The 24,749-nt window shown below is 60.8% G+C and carries 23 protein-coding genes; 15 read left to right on the forward strand and 8 right to left on the reverse strand.

Annotation, left to right across the window (positions count from 1 at the left end; all coding sequences use genetic code 11):
* Nucleotides 1-40: 40 nt before the first annotated feature.
* From ptsP to GKA01_RS08790, 8 genes are all read left to right on the forward strand, one after another.
* On the forward strand, nt 41-1,855 hold the full coding sequence (gene ptsP / locus GKA01_RS08755; protein WP_228119950.1) for a phosphoenolpyruvate--protein phosphotransferase: 1,815 nt from the start codon (nt 41-43) through the stop codon (nt 1,853-1,855).
* A 57-nt stretch (nt 1,856-1,912) separates the two neighbouring features.
* On the forward strand, nt 1,913-2,467 hold the full coding sequence (locus tag GKA01_RS08760) for a Fur family transcriptional regulator (protein WP_146861742.1): 555 nt from the start codon (nt 1,913-1,915) through the stop codon (nt 2,465-2,467).
* 4 nt (nt 2,468-2,471) lie between these two features.
* Nucleotides 2,472-2,951 carry a hypothetical protein gene (locus GKA01_RS08765; RefSeq protein ID WP_146861609.1) on the forward strand — a complete coding sequence of 160 codons (480 nt, stop codon included), beginning with the start codon at nt 2,472-2,474 and terminating at the stop codon, nt 2,949-2,951.
* Nucleotides 2,952-2,980: 29 nt separating this feature from the next.
* Nucleotides 2,981-4,000: an asparaginase gene (locus GKA01_RS08770; RefSeq protein ID WP_146861745.1), complete on the forward strand. Its 1,020-nt coding sequence runs from the start codon at nt 2,981-2,983 to the stop codon at nt 3,998-4,000.
* Between the two features lie 87 nt (nt 4,001-4,087).
* The gene (locus GKA01_RS08775) at nt 4,088-5,515 is read left to right on the forward strand and encodes a sugar porter family MFS transporter (protein ID WP_228119932.1); all 1,428 of its coding nucleotides are present in this window, start codon (nt 4,088-4,090) and stop codon (nt 5,513-5,515) included.
* Nucleotides 5,516-5,620: 105 nt separating this feature from the next.
* On the forward strand, nt 5,621-6,061 hold the full coding sequence (locus tag GKA01_RS08780) for a hypothetical protein (RefSeq protein ID WP_244289189.1): 441 nt from the start codon (nt 5,621-5,623) through the stop codon (nt 6,059-6,061).
* A gap of 137 nt (nt 6,062-6,198) precedes the next feature.
* Nucleotides 6,199-6,639 carry a hypothetical protein gene (locus GKA01_RS08785; RefSeq protein WP_228119930.1) on the forward strand — a complete coding sequence of 147 codons (441 nt, stop codon included), beginning with the start codon at nt 6,199-6,201 and terminating at the stop codon, nt 6,637-6,639.
* Between the two features lie 20 nt (nt 6,640-6,659).
* Nucleotides 6,660-7,397: a DUF4097 family beta strand repeat-containing protein gene (locus tag GKA01_RS08790; protein ID WP_146861615.1), complete on the forward strand. Its 738-nt coding sequence runs from the start codon at nt 6,660-6,662 to the stop codon at nt 7,395-7,397.
* Here the strand turns inward: GKA01_RS08790 and GKA01_RS08795 are convergent.
* The 5 genes from GKA01_RS08795 to GKA01_RS08815 all read right to left on the reverse strand — a co-directional run bounded on the left by GKA01_RS08795 (nt 7,388) and on the right by GKA01_RS08815 (nt 13,160).
* On the reverse strand, nt 7,388-8,176 hold the full coding sequence (locus tag GKA01_RS08795) for an RluA family pseudouridine synthase (protein WP_146861618.1): 789 nt from the start codon (nt 8,174-8,176) through the stop codon (nt 7,388-7,390). The genes GKA01_RS08790 and GKA01_RS08795 overlap by 10 nt on opposite strands.
* Nucleotides 8,166-10,883 carry a DNA translocase FtsK gene (locus tag GKA01_RS08800; RefSeq protein ID WP_146861621.1) on the reverse strand — a complete coding sequence of 906 codons (2,718 nt, stop codon included), beginning with the start codon at nt 10,881-10,883 and terminating at the stop codon, nt 8,166-8,168. Before GKA01_RS08800 ends, GKA01_RS08795 begins: the two co-directional genes overlap by 11 nt.
* Nucleotides 10,884-11,001: 118 nt before the next feature.
* Nucleotides 11,002-11,601 (reverse strand): 16S rRNA (guanine(966)-N(2))-methyltransferase RsmD, encoded by a 600-nt coding sequence (gene rsmD, locus GKA01_RS08805; protein ID WP_146861624.1) that lies wholly within the window; start codon nt 11,599-11,601, stop codon nt 11,002-11,004.
* A 3-nt stretch (nt 11,602-11,604) separates the two neighbouring features.
* Complete coding sequence (locus GKA01_RS08810) at nt 11,605-12,393, reverse strand: pseudouridine synthase (protein ID WP_146861754.1); 789 nt, start codon at nt 12,391-12,393, stop codon at nt 11,605-11,607.
* A 32-nt stretch (nt 12,394-12,425) separates the two neighbouring features.
* Nucleotides 12,426-13,160, reverse strand: a complete 735-nt coding sequence (locus tag GKA01_RS08815; protein ID WP_146861627.1) for a gamma-glutamyl-gamma-aminobutyrate hydrolase family protein — start codon at nt 13,158-13,160, stop codon at nt 12,426-12,428.
* A gap of 51 nt (nt 13,161-13,211) precedes the next feature.
* Here GKA01_RS08815 and GKA01_RS08820 point away from each other — a divergent pair, with 51 nt between their 5' ends.
* From GKA01_RS08820 to GKA01_RS13615, 3 genes are all read left to right on the forward strand, one after another.
* A complete protein-coding gene (locus GKA01_RS08820; protein WP_146861757.1) occupies nt 13,212-13,673 on the forward strand; it encodes a nucleoside deaminase in 462 nt (153 codons plus the stop codon).
* A 119-nt stretch (nt 13,674-13,792) separates the two neighbouring features.
* Nucleotides 13,793-15,331 (forward strand): Do family serine endopeptidase, encoded by a 1,539-nt coding sequence (locus tag GKA01_RS08825; protein ID WP_146861630.1) that lies wholly within the window; start codon nt 13,793-13,795, stop codon nt 15,329-15,331.
* Between the two features lie 118 nt (nt 15,332-15,449).
* Nucleotides 15,450-15,782, forward strand: coding sequence for a superinfection immunity protein (locus GKA01_RS13615; protein WP_167506346.1), 333 nt, complete (start codon nt 15,450-15,452; stop codon nt 15,780-15,782).
* Nucleotides 15,783-15,789: 7 nt separating this feature from the next.
* Here the strand turns inward: GKA01_RS13615 and GKA01_RS08835 are convergent, their stop codons facing one another.
* The gene (locus GKA01_RS08835) at nt 15,790-17,100 is read right to left on the reverse strand and encodes a lipopolysaccharide biosynthesis protein (RefSeq protein ID WP_146861636.1); all 1,311 of its coding nucleotides are present in this window, start codon (nt 17,098-17,100) and stop codon (nt 15,790-15,792) included.
* Nucleotides 17,101-17,396: 296 nt separating this feature from the next.
* Between GKA01_RS08835 and GKA01_RS08840 the strand changes: the two genes are divergently transcribed.
* The gene (locus GKA01_RS08840; RefSeq protein WP_146861639.1) at nt 17,397-18,512 is read left to right on the forward strand and encodes a CDP-glycerol glycerophosphotransferase family protein; all 1,116 of its coding nucleotides are present in this window, start codon (nt 17,397-17,399) and stop codon (nt 18,510-18,512) included.
* Nucleotides 18,513-18,524: 12 nt separating this feature from the next.
* On the opposite strand, the gene GKA01_RS08845 is transcribed toward GKA01_RS08840, so the two are convergent.
* Nucleotides 18,525-19,883 (reverse strand): L-serine ammonia-lyase, encoded by a 1,359-nt coding sequence (locus tag GKA01_RS08845; RefSeq protein ID WP_146861642.1) that lies wholly within the window; start codon nt 19,881-19,883, stop codon nt 18,525-18,527.
* On the reverse strand, nt 19,884-21,032 hold the full coding sequence (locus GKA01_RS08850) for a threonine aldolase family protein (protein ID WP_146861645.1): 1,149 nt from the start codon (nt 21,030-21,032) through the stop codon (nt 19,884-19,886).
* On the opposite strand from GKA01_RS08850, the gene folD reads away from it, so the two are divergent.
* From folD to GKA01_RS08865, 3 genes are read left to right on the forward strand one after another with little or no spacing between them, the layout of a single operon-like run.
* Nucleotides 21,031-21,960 (forward strand): bifunctional methylenetetrahydrofolate dehydrogenase/methenyltetrahydrofolate cyclohydrolase FolD, encoded by a 930-nt coding sequence (gene folD / locus GKA01_RS08855; protein WP_146861648.1) that lies wholly within the window; start codon nt 21,031-21,033, stop codon nt 21,958-21,960. The genes GKA01_RS08850 and folD overlap by 2 nt on opposite strands.
* Nucleotides 21,960-22,709 (forward strand): methylenetetrahydrofolate reductase, encoded by a 750-nt coding sequence (locus GKA01_RS08860; protein ID WP_146861760.1) that lies wholly within the window; start codon nt 21,960-21,962, stop codon nt 22,707-22,709. Before folD ends, GKA01_RS08860 begins: the two co-directional genes overlap by 1 nt.
* 32 nt (nt 22,710-22,741) lie before the next feature.
* Nucleotides 22,742-24,742, forward strand: a complete 2,001-nt coding sequence (locus GKA01_RS08865) for a M1 family metallopeptidase (protein ID WP_146861651.1) — start codon at nt 22,742-22,744, stop codon at nt 24,740-24,742.
* The last annotated feature ends 7 nt before the right edge of the window (nt 24,743-24,749 follow it).

A 24,749-nucleotide genomic window follows, 5' to 3' on the forward strand; every position in this document is an offset into this window, starting at 1 on the left:
CCGGTTCTTGCGCAGCCGTTCTCTCCGCCCGTCGCGCCGTATGCCTAGATCCAGCGCTTTTCTTCATGGCAAGGCCATCACGCCGGGCATGGCTCTCGGTCCGGCCGGACGTGTGGAGGAACTGCCGCTTCCGGACATTACCGAGCGATACAGCGCCATTGGTCCCGAGGCGGAAAACATCCGTCTGGATGAGGCCATCGCCCGGGCTTTTCACCAGATCGAAAAGATGCGGGGCCGTCTGGTCGGCCTTCCGGAGGAAGGACGTGAGGAAATCGCGTCCCTTCTCATGGTCTATGAGCGTATGCTGGGTCCGTCGCGGTTGGTGCGTCAGGTGCGCGACCGGATTGCGGAGCAGGGCCTGTGCGCGGAAGCCGCCGTGTCAGAGGTGGCGCAGGAACTGGCATCGCAGGTCGTCCGCATGGCGCAGGCTGTAGCGCAGGAAAACAACACGCAGGAAGCCGATGCCAATCTGCGTCTGGCGGGCGAATTCGAAGAAATCGGCCGACGTCTTGTCCGCAACCTGACCGGAATTTCCTATCGCGCGTTTTCAAGCCTGCCGCCAGGTTCGGTTCTGGTCGCGGAGCAACTTCGGCCCGCCGATGTCGCGATGATCGACCCGGCGCGGATCGCAGCGGTCGTTACGCAGGGTGGGGGTGGTGCGGACCATACCGCTATCCTGCTGCGTGCTCTCGACATTCCGGCCATTCTCGCAGTGCCGAATCTGATGGCGCAGGTTCAGGAAGGCGAGATGCTGGTCGTGGACGGTCATCTGGGCACGCTGACCCTTTCGCCCAGTGAAGTCGAACTCCGTATGGCAGCTGAGGCCGCCCAGCGCGAAGTCAAGGAAAAGCGGGCATTCGGACGTCTCAGACGGCTTCCGGCCCAGCTTCAGAGCGGCGAGGATATCGAGCTTTCGGCCAATCTGGAGCTTCCCGCAGAATTGCCGATGCTGCTGCGCAACGGGGCCAAGGGCATTGGTCTACTGCGCAGCGAATTTCTGTTTGGCGAACGCGACGAACTGCCGGACGAAGACGGACAGATGGAAGCCTACCGCTCCATTGTTCAAGCCATGGATGGCCGTCCTGTCACGATCCGCGTGCTGGACTGGGGCGGCGAAAAAGGCCGGGCCTGTATGCGCAGGTTGGGTCTGGAAGAACAGGTCGCGGATGGGGATAATCCTGCGCTTGGGCTGCGTGGCGTGCGCTTGCTGCTCCGGGTGCCGGAGGTTCTGGAAACGCAGTTTTCCGCCATCCTGAGGGCCGCAGAACCCGAAAAGGATGTCGCCATAGGTCCAGTCCGCATTCTGCTTCCCATGGTTACGTCCGTGGACGAGATCGTGGAGGCGCGCGAGATTTACGACCGCGTCGTGCGGCGTCTCAGACGCAGGGGCCATACTCTCCCCGATCCGCTGCCACCACTCGGGATCATGGTTGAAACTCCCGCCGCCGCACTCACGGTGGATACGCTGTCCAAACAGGCCGATTTCATGGCGCTCGGCACCAATGACCTGACCATGTATACGCTCGCTGTGGATCGGGCGGATTCCATGGTGGCGGACCGCTACAGCCCGCTTCATCCTGGGGTCCTGAGGCTGATTGAAATGACCACCGATGCAGCACTCAAGGCGCGTCGGCCAATTTCCGTCTGTGGGGAAATGGCGTCGGATCCAAGGGTCGTGGCGCTGCTGATTGGTTTGGGGTTGCGGTCCTTTTCCATGAATTCAGCGTCTCTTCCGCGCGTCAAACGCCTGATCCGGACGTTGACCCTTGAGGATTGCGACCAGTTGTGCCGACAAGTCATGCTCCAGAACGAGCCGGATGCGATCCGCGATCTGGTCCGGCAGTTCGCGACCTGACGTCTTCCACGCCGGTGTCTCTCGGCAAAGCGTGATGGGGATGCCATATTGATGCCTATGCTGGATTCTTCTGCCTCTGCCACCACTCTCTCGTTTTCCCCAGAGGTGACCCGACGCCTCGACAGGACGGCCGAATGGTGCCAGCGCAACGGGCAGCGCCTGACAGAAACCCGGCGGCAGGTTCTGGGTCTCATTCTTTCCAGCGAAAAGCCGTCAGGCGCCTATGATCTTTTGGGCAGACTGCGCCCCGCCCATCCCAAGGCTGCACCTCCAACGGTTTACAGGGCACTGGATTTCCTGCTGGAGCACAGCCTGATCCACCGTCTGGAACGGCTGAGTGCTTTCGTGGGCTGCTCCCATGCCGCTGAATGTTCGCATGGATGCAACCATCATGACGACACCGGAATGCATCGGGCCCAGTTCCTGATCTGTCGTGGCTGTGATCGGGCATGGGAACTGGAACAGGAGGCGATTGCTCCGGCCCTGACCCGCGCGGCACAGAGCATGGGTTTTCGCGCCGAGGCCGCCACCGTTGAAATCGAAGGTCTCTGTGCGGACTGCCAGAAAAACGGTGTCACTTCTGTGCGTCGTCCGAAAACCGCCGCTGGCTGACCGCATGGGCCGCCGTCGCTCTCCGTCGTCGGCCTTTCTGTTCCGGGATCTGCCTGAACTGCGCCCGGAACAGGGTCGAGACCTGCATCGTGTTCGTTCGAACATGGGTGCTTCGCGTTTGGTCCCTCCATCGCCGGAACAGCCTGATCTGCTGGACTGGGCGCCGCCGCCGACCCATCTTTCGGTGTCGGATGTTGAGATGTGCGTTCTGAGCCCTCCTAGCTTTCGACCCCCTTCCGGTGGGGCCTTTCTCTACCATCTCGCCACGGTGGATACGGCGCGGACCCTGGTCGCAGACGGCCTACCCTTGGCGGAGGAGCTCATCTTCCGGAGTGCCGCGCATCTGGTGGAGGATCTGGCGCATGTTTCCGCGATGGACGAGATGGCCGTGGTGCGGGTGCGCCGTCGCCTGATCCAGCCCTGGCTGACGGAGGATCGCCAGGATGGCCGTCCGTGCTATGTGCTCGGACCGGTACCGTCATGACAGACCAGAGGCAGGGAGAAGAATTCATTATGGCAGCACAGTCGGGCCTTCTGGCCGAGGTCACGCGCGGCGGACGCGTTGAATCCCGTCATCTGGGCCGGGCGGTCGTTGTGGATGCCGATGGCGGCGTGGTCTGGTCCTGTGGGGATGTGGAGGCTGCGGTCTTTCCGCGCTCGACCGTCAAATCCCTGCTGGCGATTGAGTTGGTGGAAAGTGGCGCTGCGGACCGTCTCGGCCTGACTAGCGACGCTCTGGCGCTCGCCTGTGCGTCCCATAATGGTGAGAAAGCCCATGCCGAAATGGCGGCCACGATGCTGGCGGCGGTCGGGCGGGATGTCGGCGCGCTGGAATGTGGGACGCACTGGCCGACCTATGAACCCGCTGGCCGCGCGCTTGGTGCTGCTCATCAGGACGCCTGCCCGTTGCATAACAACTGTTCGGGCAAACACGCGGGTATGGTGTGCCTCTCCTGTGATCAGGGCGTCGATCCGACGGGCTATATCGACCCGTCCCACGAGATCCAGCGCCGCGTGACGGATGTGCTGGCCGCCATGATGGACACGCCGCATGACGACGCCAACCGAGGCATGGATGGGTGTTCCATGCCAACCTATGCCGTTCCGCTGAAGGCCCTTGCGAAGGGTTTTGCAAGATTTGGCGCGGGAACCGGACTGTCCGAAGGGCGTTTCCGTGCAGCCACACGTCTTCGTGAGGCCGTGGCGGCTAATCCGTTCATGGTCGCCGGGACGGGGCGCTATGACACGAAAATCATGGACCGGTTCGGCACACGGGCCTTTGTAAAGATGGGCGCGGAAGGCGTGATGATCGCGTCTTTACCAGAGCTGGGCCTTGGACTGGCCATCAAGACTGATGATGGCGCCAATCGTGCCGCAGAAGTTGCCATGTCCGCACTGCTGCGTCGCTTCGGTGGCGAAACCTTGTGCCGGAACGCCTCGGACCGCGACATTCTTGATGCAACCGCCGTGCAGACCATGCGGAACTGGAACGGGTTCACTGTTGGTGAACTCCGCTGCGCCCTGCCGCTGTAAACGGTTTTGTGTTATAGGTTACAGATATGACATCCACATGAAAGATTGATGTCATTTCATGGCTGCATGAAAGGAACGCATTGCCCTATGACAGATCAGGCCGGAATCACAGGGACCATTTCACCGCAGGAAGACAGCAGCTCTTCCATTTTTGACGCAACGCGTTTCAAAATCATCGCCATTGGCGTGATCGCAGCGCTGGCGGGTCTCATGTCCGGGCTTGATATTGGTGTGGTGGCGGGCGCGCTCGACCTGTTTGGCAAGGAATATCACGCTTCCACCATCGCGCTGGAATGGGTTGTCAGCTCCATGATGGCCGGTGCAGCAGCCGGTGCGTTGAGTGCGGGTTGGATGTCCAAGGCACTGGGGCGCAAGCATTCCTTGATTCTGGGCGGCGCTATTTTCGTGATCGGAACGATCGGCTGTGCGATGAGCTGGTCGGTCGCCTCCATGATTTCCTTCCGGGTAATCATGGGGATCGCTGTCGGTATTTCCGCCTTCACAGCCCCGCTCTACCTGTCTGAAATTGCCAGCGAAGATGCGCGCGGGGCGATGGTCTCGACCTATCAGCTCATGATGACGGTCGGGATTTTCATTGCATTTCTTTCAGATACCTATTTCTCCTATAGCGGCAACTGGCGCTGGATGTTTGGTGTGGCGGGTATTCCGGCCATTCTGTTCCTGATCGGCGTGCTGTTCCTGCCTTATAGTCCTCGCTGGCTGATAGCGCAGGGACGTCACAAGGAAGCGCGGCAGATCCTGCTCGACCTGCGGGACGATCCGCTGGAAACTGCGAAGGAAATCCGTGCCATCCGCGAGCAGCTTGAGACGAAACAGGAAGGGTTCAAACTCTTCCGCACCAACTCCAATTTCCGTCGTTCCGTGGCGCTCGGTGTGATGCTCCAGATGATGCAGCAGCTCGCGGGCATCAATATCGTCATGTATTACGCACCCAATATTCTCGCGGCGGCGCATTTCGACGCGCAGTCGCAGATGTGGTGTACGGCCATTATCGGTCTGGTGAACATGCTGGCGACTTTCGTGGCTGTGGGGCTCGTCGATCGCTGGGGACGCAAGCCGATCCTGTATGCGGGTTTCACGGTCATGGCGCTTGGCATGGGCGTTCTGGCAATGCTGCTCCAAACGGGTATGACAACGCAGTCATCGCAGATCGCGGCCGTTTTTATGCTGATGATTTTCTGCGCAGGGTTCGCCATGTCGGCGGGGCCGCTGACATGGGTTCTGTGTTCTGAAATCCAGCCGCTGGGCGGCCGCGATTTCGGTATCGCTCTCTCGACTTTTACCAATTGGATGACCAATCTTTTGGTCGGTGTAAGCTTCCTGACCCTCATGCAGACCTTCGGGACAGCAAAAACGTTCTGGCTTTTTGCGGGTCTGAACGCGCTGTTCTTGTTGTTGACCATCCTGTTTGTGCCTGAGACCCGCGGCATGTCTCTGGCGGTTATTGAAAAGCGCCTGATGAACGGGGTGAAACTCCGTCATCTGGGGCGCTGAACCGAACCAGGTTCCGTTATCAGTTATCGTTGCGTGCATCACCATTGCGTGACTACGCGTCTGGTTCTTCAGCTGGGCGTTTTCATACAAATCGGCTTTCAGGAGATGCTTTTGAGCGAATTTTCCTCACCTTCCGGCGGCATGGGCCGTGATCTCGGTCGTGATATCGGCAGAGGAGGCGTTCTGCTTGTTTATGCGCTTTATATCGCCCGCTTCTTTACGGCGATCAGTCTTCTGGGGGGCGTGATTCTGGCTTACCTACTACGCCGGTCCAGTGTTGGCGTGGAGCGGATTCACCTGAACTGGCTTGTGCGCCTGTTCTGGTATGACGTCGCTTTCATCATTGGTTCGGCAGCGCTGTTTTTAGCCTGCTTCCTGACCGAACCTCCGGGAAGTTCAGGTCCTGGCCAGCTTTTTTTCCTGCTCCCTATTGGTGTTTTCCTGCTGTGGAATATCGTTCTTCTGGTGGCGCTTCTTGTCGGGTTGCGGGGGTTCCTGGCGGGCCGCGGGCCACTTCCTGACCGTTTCAGGGGGTTGGCGGAATAAAAGGTACGAAACTGGTGTAATTCGCCATTTCGCAGTTTCTCTGTGAGGTTGGTGCCGTCATTATGCGCATAAAATCAGTTTTGGCATGATTTATGCATCAGGGATGATGTCGAGTTTTTCAGAGGAGTTTTCCCCTCATGTACGCATCCTATGCTCCCTACGAACCTGCTGATCCATACGGTCGCAGGCACGATGCCCGGAGCGGCCGGGATATGGTCCTGGTGATCTATGCCCTTTATGTGGCCGGTTTCTTCACGGGCGTGACCGCACTGATCGGAGTTCTGATCGCCCATACCAGCCGCCGCTCCGCAACGGGCCTGTACCGTGCGCAACTGGACTGGCAGATCCGGATGTTCTGGTACGGCGCTCTGGCCCTGACGCTCATCGGGACGATCCATCTCATGGTCGCGGGGCTGGGGGCCATCACAGGCGGTCTTGGTCTGGTGTTCATGGTGGTGCCGTGGGGGTTGACCCTTGCCTGGGGCATCCTGACGGCCTGGGCGATTGCACGCGGTGTCCACGCGGCCCTGCTCAACCGTCCAGTTGCGTCTTCTTTCCCGGCAGCGTCTCGTTTCTGAACCTGACAAGGATTTGTTCCATGTATTGGTTCAAGATTTCCCTGCCTGTCCTCGCATTCGGGACCGCGCTGGCGTTTCCCGTCTGGGCCGCGCCGCAGAACCAGTCCACGACCCTGGACGACATTTCGCAGTCGAACCTGCCAGAGGGCGGAACGCTGTCCAGCGTCACGGGCAATATCCGCGTCGGCGCGTCAGGGGGACCTCTGTCCATCCGGACTGTCAGTGGCGATATCCATATCGAGCAGTCCGCAGGGTCTCTCGACGTTCGTACAGTCAGTGGCACACTCACGGTGGATCACGCGTCCGGTGCGACCGAAATCCGCAGCGCCAGCGGCGATGTCAGGGTGAATCATGCCGGTGGGGCCGCGTCTGTCCGGACCATGAGTGGGAAAAGCACACTCCCGCATCTTGAAAAGGACGTCACGATCCGCAGCATCAGCGGGGATACAATGCTCACACTCGATCCGGCCTCCCGGATGCGGACGATCGATATCGGAACGGTCAGCGGGAACATGACCCTCCATCTGCCCCACGACTTTGGTGGAACCTTCGATATCCTTCTCAAACAGAGGCGTTCCGAGAAAACGCTGCCTCTGGAGCAGTCTCTTGGTCTGACGGTTCAGACGGGGGTGTGGGAGAAAAACAGCGATTCTTCAGAAGAGATTCGTACGATCACGGCCACCGGAAAAGTGGGTGATGGCCGTGATCACGTCATCGTCCGGAGTGTGGTCGGCACCCTCACGCTCGTTCAGGACTGAGCGGCGCTGTCATATCCGGTCAGCCGTAGCGTCTCCGCCATGAATTGTGGTGGAGACGCTGTTGCGCCAATCGTGCTGGAAGGCAGCTCAAGTTCTAGACTGCGCGCCAGAAGATGTAATTCCGGCGAACCGTCCCGGGCGGAAATACCGTAAATCGTGTCACCAAGGATCGGTGTCCCTAGTGCCGCACAGTGGATCCGGGCCTGATGGGTGCGCCCCGTGAGCAGTTCCAGTTCCAGCCAGCACAGTCCATGTCCACGTCCCAGAACGCGCCAGCGCGTTCGGGCTTCGTCGCCGGCCGGATCGACCACCATGCGCCAGCCTGTGGATCCAGATTGACGGAGCAGCGGCGCATCGATCTCACCCCTGTCCTGCGGAAGCTCCCCGACAACCACAGCCCAGTACAGCTTCTTGACCTGACGGTTTTCAAAGGCTTTCTGGGCTTCGATCAGCGCAGTCTTGCGCCGGGCGATCAGTAGACAGCCAGAGGTGTCCGCGTCCAGCCGATGCGCCAGCCATGGCCCGCCGCGCGGATGGGGCAGCAGTCGCGTTTCAACCGAATCCTGCGTGGAAGGGCCCGGATGAACGGCCAGACCCGCCGGCTTGTCGAGGATCAGGAAATGCGGGGTTTCCAGCAGGACGGGAAGCGCCATCCCGTCATGGAACGGCGTGCGGAGACCGGTATCAGTGGATCGGGTCTGATCGCTCAGGCGCGGCTGTCTGTGTGACTTGCGTGACGCTTTCGCGCGCCGGATCCGCTCCTTGCGGTCAGTCTTCATACTCTTCCTTGCGGCGGACAAGGATTTCGCGTTTGCCCACATGGTTGGCGGCGCCGATGATGCCTTCCTTCTCCATCTGGTCGATCAGCTTCGCCGCGCGGTTATAGCCAATTGAGAGATGACGCTGGATGAAGCTTGTGGAGGCGCGACCTTCCCGCATGACGATATCGACGGCCTGGTCGAACAGGCTGCCTTCACCGTCTCCGCCCGAGCCGGACCCCGCCGTCAGGCCGCCCGCACTGTCGTCGTCCTGTCCGGAGACCACATCGTCATTATAGATCGGATCGCCCTTGGAACGCAGATCCGCCACGACGGCTTCCACTTCCTCATCCGCCACGAACGGGCCGTGAACACGCGTGATGCGGCCACCGCCTTGCATGAACAGCATGTCACCCTGACCCAGAAGCTGTTCGGCGCCCTGTTCCTGAAGGATCGTGCGGCTGTCGAACTTGCTGATGACCTGAAAGGAAATCCGGGTTGGGAAGTTGGCCTTGATGGTGCCTGTGATGACGTCCACAGACGGCCGCTGCGTTGCCATGATGACGTGGATGCCGGCGGCACGGGCCTTCTGGGCCAGGCGCTGCACGGCCGTCTCGATTTCCTTGCCCGCTACCATCATGAGATCGGCCATCTCGTCGATGACGACCACGATATAGGGCAGGTTTTCTGTCGCGACCTGCTGCTCGTCGAACACCGGACGACCCGTTTCGGGATCGAAGCCGGTCTGGACGCGCTTGGTGACCATCTCGCCCGTCGCGCGAAGCTGGTTCACGCGCTCGTTGTAGCCGTTGATGTTGCGGACCTGAAGCTGCGCCATCAGACGGTAGCGGCGGTCCATTTCCTGCACGGTCCATTTGAGCGCGCTGACGGCTTTGGTCGGTTCCGTCACGACCGGGGTCAGGAGATGCGGGATGCCGTCATAGATCGACAGTTCAAGAATCTTGGGGTCGATCATGATCAGGCGGCACTCTTCCGGACTGAGCCGGTAGAGCAACGACAGGATCATGGCATTCACGCCGACCGACTTACCTGAACCCGTCGTACCAGCGACGAGCAGATGCGGCATTTTCGCCAGGTCGGTATAGACCGGAACGCCTGCGATGTCCTTACCGAGCGCGATCTGAAGGCGACCGTTTCCGTTCGCCCATTCGGGCGTGCGGAGCAGTTCGGAGAAATAGACCGTCTCGCGCTTGGCGTTGGGCACCTCGATGCCGATGACGTTGCGCCCCGGCACGGTGGCGATCCGCACGCTCAGAACCGAAAGCGAGCGTGCGATGTCGTCGGCAAGGCCGATCACGCGGGAGGAGCGGATACCCGGCGCGGGTTCGAGTTCGTAGAGCGTTACGACCGGTCCTGCATGGATGTCACCGATCGTGCCCTGCACACCGTAATCGGCCAGAACACTTTCAAGCAAACGCGCGTTAGACTGCAACGTCTCCTGGGACGGCCCCGTGACAGCATGGGGCGGCGGCGGGTTCAGCAGGGCCAGAGGCGGTAGTTCCCAGCCTGTCGTCAGCGCATTGCGCGGAGCCGCAGGACGTACGGGAGCCGGCTCGGCAGGGCGCTCCGGACGCAGCATGCCGAACAGGCTGCGCTTTTGCGGTTCAGGCTCCGGGACGTCCTCGATACTGCTCTGTGGCAGGTCCTCGTCCATTTCATCGTCCATCTGACGACGGACCGGTGGGGGAGGCGTGTCGCGCTGGCGGGCGATCTGGGCCAGACGTTCGGCGTAGGGATTGGAGGGTGCGTCTTCCTCTTCCGGGACGGTGATCTGGCGGGCGCGAGCTGCTGCGGCTTCTGTGCGGCTGAGTGGCCGCGTCTCGGCGGCTGGCTGGCTGTAGGGATCGTCCTGCGTCTCCATCGGCGGCTGCATCCAGCCGGTATTCTGCGGCACGAACGGCGCGGGACGCGAGCGCGGATCGCTTTTGCCGAAGCTGCGACGCAGGAAGGAGAGGGGGGCTGCGTCGGCTGCGGGAACACCCCCGGCGGGACTGGGTTGGAATTCGTACAGGCGCGGATCGGGGGCCGGCCGGTCAGAAGGCTGCGGGCCGTTCATACGCTTGGCGATGGCAAAAGGCTGGCGTCCTAGAAGCATGAATGCCTGTCCGAGCGCGCGCCATTCGCGGGCTTCGAGCCCCATGGCGAGCGGCAGAAGAAGGCCCATCAGCAACAGGACCAGAAGGACCGCGATGGCATTGCCTGCCGCGCCGGCTTCCGCATGGGCTGCGTCCAGAAGGCGCTGCGCGCAGGAGACGCCCATCTCGCCGCCCAGCCCGCTGGCAGTGGGCCAGCTTACCTGAAGACCGGGAATGAGAAGCTGGAGCGTGCCGATGAAGGTGGCGGCGGCTGGCAGGAGGGCCAGCGCTGCGATGATCCGCACGATGGGCAGGCTCATGCCGTGATGACGGGCCAGACGCCAGGCCCAGGCCAGCAGGACGACAATCGGCATGCCGCTGCCGAGGCCCAGCCACTGGATCAGACCATCGGAAATGGTGGCTCCCGTGCGGCCCAGAAGATTCGTCGGCTGCGTTCCGGTCGAGGTGTTGAAGGACGGATCATGCGGATTGAAGCTCCACAGGGCGATCCCGACCGCCACGGCGAAGATCAGCAGGGCCAGCCCGAGAAGCTCCATGCAGCGGGCGCGTAAGGCACTGCGCAGTTTTGGTGTCATGTGCCGGTCATGGGCATCACGGACGATGTTGCGCACTGTACTGGTCGATCGGCTGAACGCGGCCAAGTCTCGTCACCCCGTCGGTTTTCTGGATTGCGGCTTGTAAAACTCGTTCTGAACTATAGCCGACAGGGTACTGAATACAGAGGGAAAATTAAGGAAAAGTGGAGGAATGCTTCCAGATCGTCACCTTTGCTGCGCCAAAACGGCGCTCGCAGAGAATTTCTGGCGTCAATGTGGGCATAAAGTGTTCGGAAGGTGGCATGATAGGCGTAAATTCTTCCGTGGCGCCCGTTTCGGCCACGATCAGCGCGCCCTGTGCCAGCCAGCCGTTCCGCGCCAGCGACCGCAGACCCGATTCGACAAGGCCCTTGCCATAAGGTGGGTCGAGGAAAACCAGCGTGTAGGGTTCCTGCGCCTTGGGGGGATGCGTGACGCTGCAACTCAGCACGCGGGAGCGGTCCCGGGCCTTGCAGATGTCCAGATTGATCCGCAGGGCCGCCAGCGCGCTGCGATCCCGTTCGATGAATGCGGCTTTTTCGGCCCCGCGTGACAGGGCTTCGAGGCCCAGCGCGCCGGTTCCGGCGTAGCAGTCCAGCACCGAGGCTTTTTCCAGCTCGTCCTGTCCGTACCAGGGTGCATGGGCGAGCATGTCGAAAATCGCCTGTCGCGTGCGGTCCGATGTGGGGCGCGTGCTGGTTCCGGACGGCGCGGTCAGGGCCCGGCCCTTGTTGTCTCCTCCAACAATCCGCATGGATCAGCGCGTCCGGTGACGCTTCGGTGCGGGAAGGTCCGGCACCTGTTCACGCAGCGTCTTACCCGGCACTTCTTCAAGCTCGCGCGCCTTGAGAGAGCCAAGCTGGAACGGGCCATAGGACAGGCGGATCAGGCGGCTGACATGCAGGTTCAGACCTTCCATGACGCGTCGGATCTCACGGTTCTTGCCTTCGCGCAGACTGACTGTGAGCCAGGCATTGTCGCCCTTTTTCGAGTCCAGGGCAGCTTCGATGGAGCCGTAGCGGACGCCTTCGTATTCGAAACCGTCGATCAGAGAGGCCAGACGCTTCTCGTCCACGACGCCGAACACGCGCACGCGATACCGTCGGACCCAGGCATTGCCGGGAAGTTCGAGGCGGCGGGCCAGTTCGCCGTCATTGGTCAGCAGCAGCAGACCCTCAGAATTGATATCCAGACGCCCCACGCTGATGACGCGCGGCAGGCCCTCGGGCAGCGTGTCGAATACAGTTTTACGGCCTTCCGGGTCCTTGTGGGTCGTCATCAGGCCGTCGGGCTTGTGATACCGCCACAGGCGCGTCCGCTCGGGGGAGTCCACGGGTTTGCCGTCCACCAGCATGATGTCGCCCGGCTGCACGAAGGTCGCCGGATGCGTGACGATCTGTCCGCCCAGCTTGATGCGCCCGTCTTCGATCATACGCTCGATATCGCGGCGGCTCGCCACGCCGGCGCGGGCCAGCGCCTTGGCGATGCGCTCGCCTCGCGGGCCAGAGGTTTCCGGTTCGGAACCGGGGATTTCGGTCTCGCGCATCTCGGGGGCGGTGTTTTCGGTGTTGTCGTCGGTCATCGTGCAGTCTCCACAAGCGCCGCATACAGGCGACGGTCGCCGGGGTCGAGGGAGAATTCGGGGTGCCACTGTACGCCAATGGCAAAACCGGGGCCATCAAGCTCGATCGCCTCGATGGTGCCATCTGGCGCATAAGCGCAGATTTTGGCCCGTCCTGGGTCGCGCACGGCCTGATGATGTGAAGAGTTCACGCTCATGCGGTCCGCCCCTACGATCTGCGCGAGTTTCGTGCTGGGGACGATTTCGATGTGATGGCCGGGTTCATGGCGCGGGTTGGGCTGTTCGTGTTCCAGCTCTTCCGGCAGATGCTGGATCAGCGTGCCTCCTGCTTCTACGGCCAGAAGCTGCATGCCACCGCAGATGCCCAGAACCGGCTTGCCCTGTGCCAGTGCGGCCCGCAGCAGCGCCAGTTCAGCGGCTGTGCGGGAGGGGCGCGGGCTGGTCAGCGGATGGGGCGCCTCGCCATACAGCGCCGGATCGACGTCGAATGCACCGCCTGTGACGATCAGCCCGTCCAGTCGCTCCATCAGGGCTTCGGCATCGCAGTCATAGCCTAGACAGACCGGCATTCCGCCTGCATCGCTCACCGCCGTCAGGTAGTTTTCCCGCAGCGCATGGAACGGATAGCGCGAGAACTGCCCCGGCCTACCGGGTTCATGATCCAGTGTCAGGCCGATCAGTGGCGCGCGACGCGAAGGGGATGGACGGGGGAGGGTCATGCACCGCATCATCGCATCATGATTCAGGGTGAGACAAGGATTCAGACGGATATCAGCCCGTCGATGCAGATCGCGCTGCAAGCCGCGCGGGAGGCTGCGTCGTGTGGGGAAGTGCCGGTGGGTGCGGTTGTGCTTGCGCCTGACGGCCGCGTTCTGGCGGTGGCGCGCAATCATGTGGAGGGCGCACATGATGCATCGGCCCATGCCGAACTTCTGGCTATGCGCGAGGCGGCCGCGTGCCTGAGAAGTCCGCGCCTGACGGACTGTACGCTGGTCGTGACGCTGGAGCCGTGTCCAATGTGTGCGGCGGCGATCGTGCATTTCCGCATCGGACGTGTGGTGTTCGGAGCCTACGATCCCAAGGGCGGCGGTGTGGAGCATGGGCCGCGCATTCTCGAACGTCCGTCCTGTCTGCACCGGCCCGAAGTGATTGGGGGTGTGTGCGAACGTGAGGCGTCGGCGTTGCTGAAAGACTTCTTCCGCGGGCTCCGCACAGCTGGTCGCAGCAATAATGGGCAAGACTGAATTCACGGTCCGTCACGAACTTACGGATGTTTCACGAGCCGGTCAGCTTGCGGAACGGGAACGGGGTCCATAGTTCAGCGCTATAACCTACGATGTTTTCGCAACCAGTCGGGATTGATATGACCTCACGTTTTCGCACGTCCCTTGCCGCCCTTGCTGCAACCACCATGCTGGTTTCAGCGCCGTTCGCTTTTGCGGACACTACACCGGCGACGGTGGCGCCCAGCGGTGCCATCAAGCCGCAGACAGGCGTGCAGGCGCTTCCCAATTTCGTTAATCTCGTCAAGCAGGTGAAGCCGGCGGTTGTCTCCATCACGGCGCACATCAAGGCGGATGTGGCTGAGGAAGAGGAAAACGGCCCGGGTGGCGGTGGTCAGGGCGGTGGCATGCCGTTCCCGTTTCCCTTCCCGTTCCAGATGATGCCGCAGCAGCAGCCGAACCGTACGGTTGAAGCCCGCGGGTCGGGGTTCATTATCTCCTCTGACGGCTATGTCGTGACGAACAACCACGTCGTGAACGGCGCGACCAAGGTCACGGTCACGCTTGATGACGGCACCACGCTGCCCGCCAAGATCATCGGCCGCGACCCGAAGACAGATGTGGCGCTACTGCGCGTCAAGCCGACTGGCAAGCTGCCATTCATCGAGCTTGGTGATTCCGATGAAGTCCAACCGGGTGAGTGGGTCATTGCCGTGGGCAATCCCTATGGCCTGGGTGGCACAGTGACGGCGGGTATCGTCTCCGCGCTGGGGCGTGACTTGCATTCGGGCGCCTATAACGACTTCATTCAGGTCGATGCGCCGATCAATCACGGCAACTCCGGCGGCCCGCTGTTCACGCAGGATGGCAAGGTCGTTGGTATCAATTCCATGATCATCTCGCCCAATGGCGGCGGCTCGATTGGTATTGGGTTCGCCATTCCGTCCAACACAGTAAAATCCGTCGTGAGCCAGCTTGAAAAGACCGGACATGTCACGCGCGGTTATCTTGGCATTGAAGGCCAGGACATCTCGCCGACGATGGCGCAGGCCCTGAACCTCAAGTCCTCCGAACCCGGTGCCCCGCCGCGCGGCGCGCTGGTGGCGTCTGTTTCCAAGGGCAGCCCGGCCGAGAAGGCTGGTATCAAAAGTGGAGATGTCGTCACGACGCTGAACGGCAAGCCAATCAAGAACGGTCATGATCTGGCGGTGAAGGTCGTCTCCATTGCTCCGGGTACTGCCGCGACGTTGGGATTGCTTCGTGACAGCAAGCCGATGACGGTGAACTTTACGGTCGGCAATTTGTCCGCTCAGGACCATGCTTCGGGTGACGCGGCAGACAGTGCACAGGCTGGCGCGGGTAAGCTGGGCGTGTCGCTGGCTTCCCTGACGCCGCGTGCGCGTCAGGAACTGGGTCTGGACGACAGCGTGCAGGGCGCGGTCGTGGCCGATGTCGTCCAAGGCTCGCCCGCCGATCAGGCCGGTATCCGCCCGGGAGACATCATTGTTGCGGTCGGCAATCATGTCACGCCGTCGCCCAAGGCTGTCGTGGCGCAGGTGCATGATGCTCTGGGTCGCAAACAGCCGCCGCTTCTGCGGATCCTGCGCGACGGGCAGCAGCTTTTCGTGGCCGTCTCCCCGACCGGTTCGGATGACGACAGCTCCGACGACGCCCAGTAAGGTTTGCGTCAGGAGCAGGAAAGGCGGGAAGGGTCAGACCTTCCCGCCTTTTTTATGTTTGTTCTCGTATCGGATCCGAAATACTGTCGGGCTTTCACCCGTTCGGGACCGTGTTGTCGTGCACCTGATTACTGTCATGAAGTTCGTCGGCGGAGCGCTGGCCTTGCTGACGCTGACTTTTCTTCCAACGATCATTGCCCTCTGTACCCGCAAGGTTCACTGGCGCGAAGCGTTCGTGGTCAATCTGGCGTTCGCTTTTACGTTTGCTGGCTGGTTTGCCGCCATTGCATGGGCCGCAACCGGAGACGATGCGAAGATCAAGACCCGTTTCAGAGGGCTTTCAACTCGCAAGAAGGTCCTGCTCGTTCTGGAACTGGTTCTCGTGGAAATGGCGGTGACGGGATACTTCGTATTCCATCATTCTTCCCACGCTACACATCTTCTGCACTGATCCGGGGTCAGCGCTCCGCCTTGCCGATCCGGTCGTAGAAGAACCAGACGCCCAGCATCTGCGACAGCAGGATGGTTGCATTGCAGGCCGCTGTCGACAGGCAGGCTCCTGCGAGACCAAAATGCCGCGTCAGGACATAAAGCGCCGGGAAGTAGATTGCCATAACGGCGGTGCGGTTCTTCATAAGGAACTTCACATGCCCCACGACGATCAGCAGCGGCTCCAGCGGAATGACCAGCAGGCTGAAGACCGCTGCCAGCAGCATGATGGAAATATAGAGCGACGTGTGATGCACATGGACATGCAGCAGGAAGCGGAAGATCGTTGAGCCGAAGAATGCTGACAGCAGCAGGAGCAGCACGGACAGTCCGCTCAGGATGCCGAACATCTTCCATGTCACGCGTTTGAGGCCGCGCCAGTCCTGCCGGTCCCGCATCCGGACCAGTTCGGGGTAAAGCACGGGGGAGATGAGCTGCGCGGGGGTGACGATCCCGTCCGCGATCTGTCGGCAGACGCGGAAAACGGCGGCTTCCGCCGGACCAAGGCCGTTGCCGACCAGCAGCGTCGCCACATGGCCCGAGATGTTGCCGAGCGTCTGGTTGATGCTGGCCGCGCGCGTGAACTGCCACATGCCCGGAAGCTGCCAGCGCCAGTGCCGGAACGCCTGGAAATACCGGAAGTGCAGTTTCCGGTGCAGGATATCCAGCGCGTAATGGATGTAGAAGCCGTAATCGATGACGATCGTCATGGCCCAGACGAACAGGAAATAACCGAGCTTCAAATGCAGCACATAGCCGATGACGACGCCGAGTGTTTTGGCAAGGGCGGCGCAACTGTCGATGATCGGGACGAGATGGAACTTCCCGGCCATCCTGAGAATGCCGTTTGCCCAGCCCGAATACATCAGGGGACTGACGAACACATACAGATCCGCCAGAAGCCGGACATGGGCGGACCAGTGAGCCGTATGTCCGTAAATCTGCACGCCTGCCAGCCCGAATATGATCGCCCCAGCCGCGGACAGCGTGTCCAGTCGGATGCAGAAATGGATCACACGATGAAGGAGATCATCGTCTCCGCTGTCGAAACTGTCGCTGCCGAAACGGATCAGCGTCTGCCAGGACTGCATTCGTGACAGGACTGAACTGGTCGATGCCAGAGAATGGATGAGAATCAGCAGCCCGAAATCGGACAGGCCGAGGGCGCGCACGGCCAGTGCGATATAGATGAAGCTGCACAGTGCATTGGCGATGCGGCCAAGGGTGAGAACACTGACATTTCTGAAAATGGATCTGAAAACGGAGTGTTCGCCGGACATGCGGGCCTACTGACCACAAAGCCCGCAAACTGTCCATGCTGCCTGCGGAATGTCACGAACCGGGGAAGATTCTTGACAGCCTGTTGGCACGGACTAAGACAGGGGATGGTATGTATGTCGCCGTTTAAGTCGTCGTCAGGAGTGCCGGGGCAGTCAGCCGCCGGATCGAAATGCCTTTTCTTGACGGCTTCCATTTCAAAAACATGGACCGGAACATGGGCCAGAAACCTGTGCCGGAAACCGGGGTCCGATCAGGAGCCGGGACCCGTTTTCTGGCAGGATGCAGACGTTAATTCATGAAAATCGCCTTCATTTACATTGCCGAGCCTTATCAGTGTTATCATACGGCGTCCGTCGCCAGCGCACTGGCGGCTTTACCCGGCCATGACGTTACTGAATATTACAGCTTTCCCGAAACGGTCGATCATCTCCGGCGCATCCGGCAGGCGCTCGATGTTCCCGAGCTTCCGCTGAGGGCATTTCCGAAATCCCTCAAAGCTCGGCTTCTGAAGCGCGCAAGGCGGCTGGATCAGGAGCGCCTCGTCGTGCTTCGCGAGAATGTCGCCGAGCTGAACACGTACGATGCCGTCGTCGCTACGGAATATACAGCCGGTGTCCTGAAGGAGATGGGGCTCTCCGGCCCGAAGCTCATTCTGCTGATGCATGGGGCAGGGGATCGTTATGTCAATGACGAGCATCTGGTGCGGAACTTCGATCTGACGCTTGTGCCCGGTCCCAAGGTGGCGGACTATTTTCAGGAAAGAGATCTGCTGCGTCAGGAGACCACGCGGGTTGTCGGATATCCGAAATTCGACGTGTTCGAGGCGGTGCAGAAGAAAAATACCCTCTCATTTGCGAATGGTCGTCCATTTGCGCTGTATAATCCGCACTACCAGCGCGCCCTGACCTCGGCTTCGGGGTGGATGATGCCACTGATCAGCGGTTTTCGCGCACAGAGCGACTACAACCTCGTGGTGGCCCCGCATATCAAGATGTTCCATCGGGGTTTTGGCATTCGCGAACGTCAGCTCAGACGACAGCAGGATGCCGGGATCATGGTCGATACGGGATCATCCGCCATGCTGGACATGACCTACACGTCCCAGGCGGCGCTTTATATCGGGGATGTCAGCAGTCAGGTTTACGAGTTTCTGGCCATTCCGCGTCCTTGCATCTTTCTCAACCCGCACAGACTTGCGTGGCGCGATGATCCGCATTTTCTGCACTGGACGTTCGGCGATGTGGTGGAAGATTTCGCCGATCTTATGCCTGCTGTCGCCCGTGCGCGAGAGCGTCACGTCTTTTATCGCCCGGTTCAGGAAAAGCTGTTCCGCGAGACCTTCGGTGAGCCGTTGCTGGGTGCGTCCGAGCGTGCCGCCGAGGCTATTGCGCGGTTCATGGCTGTTGGTTGAGCATGTTCGGTATCAGCATTCGGGGAAATTGACCGCCAGTCCGCCCAGGGATGTTTCCTTGTAACGATGGTTCATGTCGCGGCCCGTCTCGGCCATTGTGCGGATAACCTGATCGAGTGAGACGTGATGTGCGCCGTCGCCATGCATGGCGAGGGAAGCGGCATTGATGGCTTTGACTGCCCCGAATGCGTTGCGCTCGATGCACGGGATCTGCACCAGTCCGGCGACAGGGTCGCAGGTCATGCCCAGATGATGCTCCATGCCGATTTCGGCGGCGTTCTCTACCTGCAGCGGGCTCGCTCCCAGAGCTGCTGCCAATCCGGCCGCCGCCATTGACGACGCTACGCCGACCTCCCCCTGACAGCCGACTTCGGCACCAGAAATGGAAGCGTTCAGCTTGAACAGTCCGCCAATCGCTGCTGCCGTCAGCAGAAATCTATGCTGACCGTCGAGCGAGTATTCGGGACAGAATTCGCGATAATAGCGCAACACTGCCGGGATAATGCCCGAGGCGCCATTGGTCGGGGCTGTCACCACGCGCCCTCCGGCGGCGTTTTCCTCGTTCACTGCGATGGCGAACAGGCTGATCCAGTCCATGATTCCATGCGCGGAGGGCTGGTTGCTGCGGCTCTGATCCTTGAGACGCTCATATAGCGCCGCTGCACGCCGGCGGACGTTGAGACGCCCCGGCAGGGTGCCAGATCGATGAAGCCCTGCCTCCACGCAGTCCATCATCACGGTCACGATCAGGTCCAGATAGGTCTCGATCTCTTCGCGTGGTCGCAGGATGCTCTCGTTCGCCAGCACGATGCCTGCGATGTCGAGCCCGGTTTCGCGGGTGCGCTCCAGCAGTTCTGCGCCGCTGGTGAAGTCGTAGGGCATGTCCGGCTGGGTGTAGGTCGCAGTTTCGGTTGCCTGTTCATGGACGATGAAACCGCCGCCAACGGAGCAGAACCGCGCGCATTCGAGGAGGCGGTCTTCTGGACCGAATGCTTCGAACTGGAGCGTGTTCGGATGCACGGGCGGGACGGTTTTCGTGTCGAGAATGATATCGTGGTTCGGGTCGAACGGTGTCGCCTGACCGTTGAACGGGACCAGATGCGTTTCCGTCACGGACTGGATGATGGAGTCCGCCAGCATCGGATCCATGGTGTCGGGCTTTTCACCTGCCAGTCCGAGGATGACTGCCCGGTCCGTGGCATGGCCGCGCGCAGTCCATGCCAGGGAGCCATACAGCGTCACGCGCAGACGGGTGACATTGGTGATTTGTGACAGGCTTTCCGCAAAGCGGGCGGCGGCGCGCATGGGGCCGACCGTATGGGAGGAAGATGGGCCGATCCCGATCTTGAAAAGATCGAACAGACTGATCATTCAGGCGGCAATCTCGTCGAGAAGGGCGTCCACGTCCTGGGCGCGCGTGTAAAAGCTCGTCACGAGACGGATCAGCGTTCCCGAAACTCCCTCCGGGGTGGGCCAGCGATAGAAGGCATATCCCGCCGCCGCAAGTTCCTCGACGAGACGGTCGGGAGCGATGACGAAGATCTCATTGCCCTGCGTTTCGAACGGAAGCTGGACCCCGGCATGGCGGCGTAGACCGTCGACGATCCGTTGGGCCATGGCGTTTGCATGTGCGCTGTTCTTCAGCCACAGCCCGTCGTCGAGAAGGGCGAGAAGCTGTGCGCTGAGGAAGCGGGCTTTGGACCACATATGGCCGCTGCGCTTGATGCGGCGCTCGAAATCCTTCAGCGCCGGGCGGGTGCGTTCATTGACGAAGAACACGACGGCCTCCGCTGCCATTGCGCCGCATTTCGTGCCGCCGAACGACAGGACATCCACGCCCGATTTCCATGTGGCTTCGGCAGGTGTGCAGCCCAGCGTTGCGATGGCGTTGCTCAGGCGCGAGCCGTCCAGATGAACGGGAATGTCATGCTCATGGGCGATCGCGCACAGATGGGCGATATCGGGGAGAGCATAGACCGTGCCCCATTCCGTGGCCTGTGTCAGGGACAGGGCCTGGATGGGGGGCTTGAGAATGCCGCCCTGCGCATTGAGGCGCAGTCCGGTCCGCATGGCTTCCGGGTTCATGCGGCCATCGGCAGAGGGAAGTGTGATGAGTTTGGCGCCATGCATGAAAAATTCAGGCGCTCCGGCTTCGTCATTGCCGATATGCGCACTCTGGTCACACAGCACGGCCCCATAGGGTGCGACGAGCGCGGACAGCGCCAGACTGTTCGCCGCTGTTCCGGTCACGACGGGGAAAACCATGACCTCCGTTTCAAACACATCTCCAAAACGCGCATTCAGCGTCCGGCTCACCGCATCGTCGCCATAGGATCCGACGCAGCCGTCATTGGCGTGCATCATGGCCTCCATGACGGCGGGACATGCGGGGGAAACATTGTCACTGGCGAAGTTCTTGCGTATTTCGTCGGTCACGAGATCATCCTTAATTCCTGCGACCCTGCGGCCTGTCCGCAAGCGTAACTGAAACGCCTGGCTGTTGCCATCCGGAGAGCCCATGAGCCCGTTGTCCTCTGAAAAACACGCCGAGAAGCATGCCGAATTGGCATCCCGAATCATTGATGGCAAGGGGATCGCCCGTGCACTTACTGATCAGGTCGGACGCGATGTGGCGGCATTCGTGGACGATGGCAATGTCCTTCCCGGTCTTGCCGTCGTGCTCGTGGGAAATGATCCGGCTTCCGAAGTCTATGTAAAGAACAAGGCCATCCAGACCCATCGCGTCGGAATGCGCTCCTTCATGCATATGCTCCCGCAAAGCACGTCTCAGGACGAACTGCTGGACCTGATTGCACAGCTTAACGTTAATCCGAAAATCCATGGCATTCTGGTGCAGCTTCCTCTGCCGGCACAGATTGACCCGGTTGTGGTGACGAATGCCATCGCTCCGCATAAGGATGTGGACGGTCTGGGTGAAGTCAACGCAGGCCGCCTGTCGCTCGGGATCGACGGGATCGTGCCCTGCACGCCGCTGGGCTGCTTGATGCTGCTCAAATCCGTTCATGAGGACATGACCGGCAAGCATGCGGTGGTGATCGGTGCGTCCAACCTTGTTGGTAAACCGATGGCGCAGCTTCTTCTCAAGGAAAACTGCACGGTTACGGTTGCGCATATTCATACGCGCAACACGAAGGAACTGGCGCGGGAGGCGGATATTCTGGTCGTTGCGACCGGCAAAAGCGGACTGGTTCGTGGTGACTGGATCAAGCCGGGCGCGACCGTGATCGATGTCGGCATTACCCGCGTCCCGGCTGAAAACGGCAAGACCCGTCTCGTCGGGGACGTGGCATTCGACGAAGCACTTCCTATCGCCGGGCATATCACGCCGGTTCCGGGCGGGGTGGGACCGATGACTATTGCCTGCCTGCTGCACAACACGCTCCAGGCCGCAAAAGCCACCCACGCAATCGTCGGAGCTTCTTCGTGATGCGCGTTTCGGTCGAGCTGGTTCCGCGTTCCCCCCAGGCCCTTCTGGCGGATGTGCAGACGGTGCGGGAGGTGTTGCCTCAGGTCAGTACGCTGAACATTCCGGATCTGATGCGCTTCGACCTTCGAAGCTGCGATGCAGCGTCCCTGCTCGTGAAGCAGACGCCGTTTGACGTTATCCCCCATGTTCGGGCGGTCGATATCGCGCCGGGGGCGCCGTTGCCTGGTGCGGATCGTCCGGAACTGACGTCCATCCTCGTTGTCGCTGGCGATCCGCCGCCTGCGGGAAGCAGCCTGACCGTCTATCCCAACACGTCCGCTCAGATCATTGAACGCTATCGTCGCGAAGCGCCGCATCTAAAAGTCTATGCGGTCTTCGATCCCTATCGTCGCGCGCCTTATCATGAACTTGAGGAGGTGGCCCGCAAGCGCGACGCGGGAGCCTGTGGTTTTTTCACGCAGCCGCTTTTCGATGTCCCAATGCTTGAATGCTGCATGGACTGGCTGCGGGACGATACGGTGTTCTGGGGTATCTCTCCCGTTCTGGGTGAAAAATCGCGCCGCTACTGGGAGCGGATCAATCATGTCGTCTTCCCGGGGGATTATGACGGGACGCTGGAGGGAAACATCGCGCTGGCGCGTAGGCTTCTGACCACCATTCGCATGAAAAACGACAATGCCTATCTGATGCCGCTGAAAGTTGACCTGGCATCCTATCTGGGAGCGCTTGCCGATATTATAACGGGATAACATCGAACCACCGAACGGAGGGTCCGCCCCGGATGTCTGTGCGCCTTTTCCTGCTTCCCCTGCTTGGAGGCGTGCTTGTTCCCGCCGCCCTGCTGCCCGAGACCGGTACTGCAAAAACACTTGCCGATCCGGCAGCCGTCTTCGCCCCCCTGACCCTTCCTGATGCTCCGAACGCCTATCGCTCCGGTTCGGGGCTGCCGGGGCCGCAGTACTGGCAGAACCGCACGGACTATGTGATCCACTCCCGGATCGATACGCAGGCGCATGTCCTGCACGGTTCCGAAACCGTGACCTACAGCAACAACAGCCCCGACGCGCTGGATGTTCTGTGGCTCCAGCTCGACCAGAACATCTATCGCGCCGATACGCGCTCTGCGATTGGCGCAGTCGCCACAAGTCACGATCTGGCAGGTCATCACACGGACGGCATGGTGATCGAGCATGTCTCTGTCGTGCAGGGCGGCCGCGAAGTGGACGTCACGCCACTGATTTCCGACACGCGGATGCAGCTCACGCTTCCCCGCACGATTGATCCGCACGGCGTGGCCTTCGTGAAGATCGACTGGCATTACACGATCCCCGGTCCCTGGGGCGGTCGTACCGCCGTCACGCCCACCCGTGAAGGCGATATCTATGAAGTCGCACAGTGGTATCCACGTCTGAGCGTCTATGACGATCGGCGCGGCTGGAACACGCTGCCCTATCTGGGGCAGGAGTTCTTCCTCGAATATGGCAGCTTTGATTACAGCGTGACGGTGCCTTGGAACTATACGCTCGTAGGATCGGGCGCTCTCCTCAATCCCGAACAGGTTCTTACGCCGGTCGAGCGCAACCGCCTGGCGCAGGCCGCGCAGAGCGACACGCGCGTCATGATCCGCACGCTTGATGACATCACCGATCCGAAAAGCCACCTTCGGCAGAGCGGCGAGGTCACCTGGCATTACGGCATGCGCAATACGCGCGATGTGGCTTTTGCTGCTTCTCCGGCTTTTGTCTGGGATGCCGCGCGGATTAGTTTGCCGCCGATCGTGCCCTGGGCGAACTATCATCCCGTGCCGAGGTTGGCGATGTCGGTCTATCCGCGTGAGGGGATCGGGCCGCATGGCTGGGATCGCTCAACAGATTACGTCAAACATGCCATTGAGTATTTCTCGTCGCAGTGGTTCGAATATCCCTGGCCGAATGCGGTCAATCTGGGCGGTCATGGCGCGGGCATGGAATATCCGGGCATCGTCTTCGATGGCATGAGCGATCGCGACCCGCAGCTTTTCTGGATCACGACGCATGAACTGGGGCATGGCTGGTTTCCAATGATCGTGGGCACGGATGAGCGCCGCAATGCGTTCATGGATGAAGGCTTCAATACGTTCATCGATGTTTATGCGTCCGACCATTTCAACAACGGTGAGTTCGCTCCCAAGCGTGACTCGGAGTTTGCGCCCAGAACGGGTAATCCGGCACAGGACATCGTGCCGGTCCTGACGGATCCGGAGGCTCCGGTGCTTATGACCGCGGCAGACAATGTCTCGGAGAAATACCGGCACAGCGTGACGTATTTCAAAGCCGCCTACGGCCTGAAGCTGCTGCGCGAACAAATCCTTGGCCCGGTGCGGTTTGATGCGGCTTTTCGGCGCTATATTTCCGAATGGTCCTACAAACATCCCTCGCCATCGGACTTCTTTCGCCTGATGAGCAGTGAGGCAGGTGAGGACCTCGGCTGGTTCTGGCGGGGTTGGTACTTCACCAACGCTGCTCCCGACTATGCCCTGGGTGATGTGCACCACGATGCCGGAAAGCCTGCGACCGTGCAGGTTCGCAATTTCGGGGCGCTTTCGCTTCCGGTCCTTCTGCGGGCTGAATATGTGGATGGAAAAACGGAAGAAATCCGTATCCCGACGGAAGCCTGGCGTCAGAAGAGCGACATCGTCGTCACGCTACCCCTGCATGACGGTCTCCGCGCCGTCACTCTTGATCCGGATCATGTCATTCCTGATATCGACCGGACTGACAACCGGCTTTCCGTTACCCCCTGATGGGCGA

Origin of the sequence: Gluconobacter kanchanaburiensis NBRC 103587, from assembly GCF_007988905.1 — a bacterium.
Taxonomy (GTDB): domain Bacteria; phylum Pseudomonadota; class Alphaproteobacteria; order Acetobacterales; family Acetobacteraceae; genus Gluconobacter; species Gluconobacter kanchanaburiensis.